6 protein-coding genes and 1 pseudogene are annotated in these 5,484 nt (G+C 64.6%); 2 read left to right on the top strand and 5 right to left on the bottom strand.

Features of this window, described 5'->3' with window-relative positions; genetic code table 11:
• From KHQ28_RS29150 to KHQ28_RS08490, 3 genes and pseudogenes are all read right to left on the bottom strand, one after another.
• Positions 1-106: hypothetical protein (locus tag KHQ28_RS29150; protein ID WP_318747189.1), on the bottom strand; the 106-nt coding region annotated here is incomplete at its 3' end.
• Positions 93-1,188, bottom strand: a pseudogene (locus KHQ28_RS08485) (LLM class flavin-dependent oxidoreductase). The gene KHQ28_RS29150 and the pseudogene KHQ28_RS08485, both read right to left, overlap by 14 nt.
• A 144-nt stretch (positions 1,189-1,332) precedes the next feature.
• A complete protein-coding gene (locus KHQ28_RS08490; RefSeq protein WP_032418846.1) occupies positions 1,333-2,226 on the bottom strand; it encodes a LysR family transcriptional regulator in 894 nt (297 codons plus the stop codon).
• Positions 2,227-2,332: 106 nt separating this feature from the next.
• On the opposite strand from KHQ28_RS08490, the gene KHQ28_RS08495 reads away from it, so the two are divergent.
• Together KHQ28_RS08495 and KHQ28_RS08500 are read left to right on the top strand one after the other, a co-directional pair.
• Positions 2,333-2,935, top strand: coding sequence for a cysteine dioxygenase (locus tag KHQ28_RS08495; RefSeq protein WP_002908526.1), 603 nt, complete (start codon positions 2,333-2,335; stop codon positions 2,933-2,935).
• A gap of 5 nt (positions 2,936-2,940) precedes the next feature.
• The gene (locus tag KHQ28_RS08500; protein WP_032418845.1) at positions 2,941-4,521 is read left to right on the top strand and encodes a rhodanese homology domain-containing protein; all 1,581 of its coding nucleotides are present in this window, start codon (positions 2,941-2,943) and stop codon (positions 4,519-4,521) included.
• Positions 4,522-4,533: 12 nt separating this feature from the next.
• Here the strand turns inward: KHQ28_RS08500 and KHQ28_RS08505 are convergent, their stop codons facing one another.
• Positions 4,534-5,259, bottom strand: a complete 726-nt coding sequence (locus KHQ28_RS08505; protein ID WP_009307636.1) for a polyphenol oxidase family protein — start codon at positions 5,257-5,259, stop codon at positions 4,534-4,536.
• Positions 5,260-5,361: 102 nt separating this feature from the next.
• Positions 5,362-5,484, bottom strand: a 123-nt coding sequence (locus KHQ28_RS29155; RefSeq protein WP_228298267.1) for a hypothetical protein, incomplete at its 5' end; no start/stop codon positions are given.

Below are 5,484 nucleotides of genomic sequence, written 5' to 3' on the forward strand. Positions count from 1 at the left end.
GCCAGGGAAACTCGCCGCTGGCGTCAAGGCTGGCTGCCTGCTCCGCCATCTGCTGGCGGAGCGCCGTCAGCTGCCGGGCCCAGTCGTCGCGCTCAGGATGGATCACGATGCGCGCTCCGCCACCGCACGCCGGGCGGCTTTTTCCCGGGCGATCGGCAGCAGCGCCCGGCCATAGTCGGCCGCGTCGTTCAGCGGATCGAAGCCGCGGATCAGGAAGTTACGCACCCCGAGGTCGTAGTAGTCGAGCAGCGCATCCGCCACCTGCTCCGGGGTGCCCACCAGCGCGGTGGAATTATGTCCGCCGCCCACCAGCTGGGCGATGCCGGTCCACAGACGTTTGTCTACCACTCTGCCCTGCGCCGCGGTGGCCCGCAGCCGCTGGGCGCCGATGCTGTCCGGTTTGGCTTTGAACCCGCCTCCGCGCTGCGCCGCCTGCTCGGTGGCGACGTGCAGGATATGCTCGGCTTTCTCCCAGGCTTCGGCTTCGCTGTCGGCGATAATCGGCCGGAACGAGACGCTGAAGCCGATATCACGCTGGTGTTTCGCCGCTTCGGCGCGTACGCGCTGGATGGTCTCGCCGGTTTGCGCCAGCGACTCGCCCCACAGCGCGAAGACGTCGGCATGTTTGCCGGCGACGGCGATGGCCGCTTCCGACGAGCCGCCAAAATAGATCGGAAGATGCGGTTTTTGCAGCGGGCGAATGGCGGACCAGGCCTGCTCGGCCTGATAGAAATCGTTGTGAATATCCACCGGCTGCTCGCTGGTCCACACCTGGCGCACGGTGTCGAGGAAGGCGTCGGTGCGGGCGTAGCGCTGGTCGTGGTCGAGATAATCGCCATCCCGGCGCTGCTCGGCATCGTTGCCGCCGCTGATGATATGCACCGCCAAGCGGCCCCCCAGCAGGTGCTCAAGGGTAGCGAATTTGCGCGCGGCAAGGGTTGGGGAAACAAAACCGGGACGATGGGCCAGCAGGTACTGAATTTTCTGCGTCGACAGTCCGGCCAGGGCCGTCACCAGAAAGCCGTCGGGTTGATCGGACCAGTGGCCGACCAGCAGACGATCAAACCCGGCGGCTTCATGGGTTTGCGCAAAGCGAACGATATAGTCGCGGTCAAAGATCGGCCCCACCGGGGCAATCGTTTCGGAAGAGAGGCGGTGGCCAATCATGCCGAGAAACTGAATGCTCATGAACAACTCCTTGCGTCAGGGTAATGGAGTGGCCGCGACAGCGGCGCTGGTCATTACCCTATACAGAGCGTGTTAATGAGCAAAATGCATTTTTATCATATCTTAATATGCTTAATTAGCATTAAACAAAAATGCATAGTGCTTTCAGTCGGATACGGTCAGCTGCTGCATCACTTTGCTGGCAAAAAAGGCCAGCGGCGGCTGCAGGTTCGCCAGATACTGGGCGTGGATCAGCCACAGTGAGACCGCAGGCTGAAAATCGCTGAGGCTGAGGACCGCAACCTCGTCCCGCCACGGGCTGCTGGCCAGCACCGCCCTCGGCACCAGACCCAGCCCCAGCCCCTGCGCCACCAGCGCTATCTGCAGCTGCGCGCCCGCGCTCTCGACGTTGAGCGTCAACCGCAATCCCTGGCTCTGCAGCTCGCGAATGAGCCCGGCGCGCAGGCCACAGCCGTCGGGGTTAAGGATCCAGCCCCGTTCGGCGCACTCCCGCAGGGATGACGCGCGCAAATTCAAACGCCGGCCGACGATCGGCACCACCTCCAGGGGACACAGCAGGCGCCCGCTGTAGCCCTCGGCGAAGTTTTGCTGGGCGGGCCCCATCGCCAGCATGCCGTCCAGCTCGCCGTTTTCCAGCCGGCGCTGCAGCTGTCCGCTCCAGCCGCAGGTGATCTGCGGCGACAGTCCGGGAAACTGCTGGCTCAGCGCCGACAGCGCCGCCGGCAGGGCAATCTCGCTGAGACTCTGCGGCACGCCGAGACGCAGCGCGCCGCGCGGCTCGCCTTCCGGATCCAACAGGCTGTAGAGTTTTTTCGTCTCACGCTTAATGCTCAGACACTGCTCGTACACCCGGTGTCCGGCGGCGGTTAGGGTCAGCGGGCGGGTCTGGCGCTCTAACAGCGTGACGTTCAGCTCCTGTTCCAGACGCTGCAGGCGCCGGGTGATGGCCGACTGGGTGATCCCCAGATATTCCGCGGCCTGATTGAGGGAGGAAAACTGCACCGTGGCCAGCAAAGCGTCGATATCGTCAATGCGCATAGGATCCTTATGTGAAATTTGCATATTAATATATGCGTAAATTGCATTTAAATAATATTAACGCCTCTGTTAGCGTTTTGACCAGTCCCTCTGACAGGAACCGCACATGACTGCACCACGACTGGAAAAATTACGCCATTTCATTCATGAGGTAGACCGCCTGCACCGCGAACACCACCAGACCGCCCCGCTGCTTGACGCCGTGGCGCAGCGGCTGGCGGCGCTGGTGCGTTACGACGACTGGCTGCCGGAAGAGTACACCCTGCCGCATCCGCACCATTACCAGCAGTATCTGCTGCATGCCGACTCCGGGGAGCGCTTCTCGATTGTCAGCTTCGTCTGGGGACCGGGGCAAGCGACGCCGATCCATGACCACCGGGTGTGGGGGGCCATTGGGATGCTGCGCGGCGCGGAGGAAAACCAGCGCTACCAGCTGGATGCCGATGGCATACCGCGCGCGCTCGGCGCCGCCACGCTTCTGGAAGCAGGCCAAGTGGAGAAAGTATCCGCTGACGATGGCGATATTCATCGCGTCAGCAATGCGCTGGCGGATCGCGTCTCCATCAGCATTCATGTCTACGGCGGCAATATCGGCGCGGTGAAGCGCGCCGTGTATACCCCGGAAGGGCAGCAGAAACCGTTTATCTCCGGCTACTCTAACCGCCATTTACCCAATATCTGGGATTCCTCCCGCGAACATCAAGGATAACCACTATGTCCACCTACGCTTATCGCCAGGCCGCCGGGATCCGCCAGGCGCTGCTCGACCGTCGTGAACTGGCGCTGATCGACGTCCGTGAAGAGGCCGATTTCGCCACCGCTCATCCGCTGTTTGCCGTCAATCTGCCGCTCAGCAAACTGGAGCTGGAGGTCCGCCGGCGGATACCGCGCTTCACCACCCCGCTCACCGTCTACGACAACGGCGAGGGTCTGGCGGAGATCGCCGTCGAACGGCTGCGGTCCTGGGGCTATCAGGATGTGGCCCTGCTGGCCGAGGGTCTCGCCGGCTGGCGCCGCAGCGGCGGCGAGCTGTTTCAGGACGTCAACTCCGCCAGTAAAGCCTTTGGCGAGCTGGTGGAAAGCGTGCGTCACACACCGTCGCTCAGCGCCCAGGAGGTTCAGGCGCTCATCGACAGCCGGCAGGAGGTGGTGATCGTCGACGCCCGGCGCTTCGATGAGTACCAGACCATGAGCATCCCCGGCAGCATCAGCGTGCCCGGCGGCGAGCTGGCCCTGCGGGTAGAGAGCCTGACGCCCTCCCCGCAGACGCCGGTTATCGTCAACTGCGCCGGACGCACCCGCAGCATCATCGGCACCCAGTCGCTGATCAACGCCGGCGTGCCAAACCCGGTCCATGCCCTGCGCAATGGCACTATCGGCTGGACGCTGGCCGGCCAGACGCTGGCGCACCAGCAACAGCGGCAATACGATCCCTCCTCCCGCGCCTCCGGCGCCCGGGCCGCTGAGGTGGCGCATTTTGCCGAACGGGCCGGGGTGGCGGTCATCGATGAGGCCACGCTGCAACGCTGGCTGCAGCAGAGCGACCGCACCACCTTCCTGTTTGATGTCCGCAGCCCCGAAGAGTACGCGGCGGGTCACTATCCCGGCAGCCTGAGCGCGCCAGGCGGCCAGCTGGTGCAGGAGACCGACCACTTCGCCAGCGTACGAGGGGCGCGCATTGTGCTGCTGGATGACGATGGCATCCGGGCGGCGATAACCGGCTCGTGGCTGGCGCAGATGGGCTGGGAGACGGCGCGGCTGAGCGCGCTGTCGACCAGCCAGTTGAGCGAACGCGGGGTGCCAGCCGCCGAGGTGCCGCCCGGCCCGCAGGCGGAGGAGATAAGCCCGGCGCAGCTGGCACAACAGCTGGAAGAACCCGGTACGGTGGTGCTCGATTTTACCACCAGCGCCAACTTTGTCGCTCGCCATATCCCCGGCGCGTGGTGGCTAACGCGCTCGCAGCTGCGCCAGGCCCTGGACGTGATCCCTCCCGCCCAACGTTACGTGGTGACCTGCGGCAGCAGTCTGCTGGCCCGCTACGCGGTGCCGGAGGTGGCGGCCTTGACCGGTAAACCGGTGCAGTTGCTTACCGGCGGGACGCTGGCGTGGATCGCCGCCGGTCTGCCGCTGGCGCATGGCGACAGCGGCCTCGCCGTCGAGCGCCGTGACCGCTATCGTCGTCCGTACGAAGGAACCGATAATTCCGCCGAGGCCATGCAGGCCTATCTGGAGTGGGAGTATGGCCTGGTGGATCAGCTGGCCCGCGACGGCACCCACGGTTTTCGGGTGCTCTAGCGCGAGCCCGCCTCAGGCTTCGCGCATGATCCACGAATACTGAAAGCTCTTCGGCGCCGGAAAATGGGTCCGGCGCCGGTAGGAGCCCAGCGACTGCGGGGTGCAGTAGGTACAACTCCCCAGCCATTCAACGCTCGCCGGCGCCACCCCCGCCTCTGCGAAGATCGCTTCGGCAAAGGCGCGCAGATCAAACCACAGATTATCGCTGCCACGCGCGGCGGCTTTGAGCGGATCGCTGACCGGGCCCGAACGGGAGTGGAACAGCCGCTGGCGATGGCGGGCCACCCGGTCACCGCCGGGCTGGTCCAGCAGTTGCTGATAGAATCCGGCGGAGACTTCGTAACAGCAGGGGTGAATATACGGCCCCACGGCGATGACCAGATCGGCCAATGCCACCCCCTGCTGGCGAAAACAGGCCAGACTGTTGTCGACAATACCGCTGACCAGCCCCTGCCAGCCGGCATGCACGCTGCAGACGTAGCGACCGTCGCGCGAGGCGATCAGCAGCGGCAGACAGTCGGCGGTCACCACCCCCACCTTTTGCCCGGCTACCGCGGTAAACACCGCGTCGGCGTGCGGGCGCGTCGGCAGCGGCTGCTGATAATGATGAACCTCATTACCATGCACCAGCTTCACCGGAGCCAGCTCGGCATAGGGAAAGGCGGCGGTTTCATGGACATCGAGAAAAGCGTGGCGGATGCCAGGGATCGCATTGAGCAAACGGGAGGTGTAAGCCATAGGGACGATAAGCGTCAGGGAATGATGTCTTACCTTAGGCCAGGGGACGCGGACAGGCAAGGCGGCGGCCCGGCATTTTTTTACCAGACCGCCGGATGCATATCAGACCATGGCCGCGCGCTGCTGGCGATGCATCAGCCAGAACACCGCCACGCCGGCCAACACAATGCCCGGCACCGTCGGGGTGATGGCGGCCTCGGCGCCGGGCATTGTGTTGGCCGGCGT

The sequence above is a fragment of the Klebsiella sp. 28 genome (assembly GCF_018223905.1).
GTDB lineage: Bacteria > Pseudomonadota > Gammaproteobacteria > Enterobacterales > Enterobacteriaceae > Klebsiella > Klebsiella pneumoniae.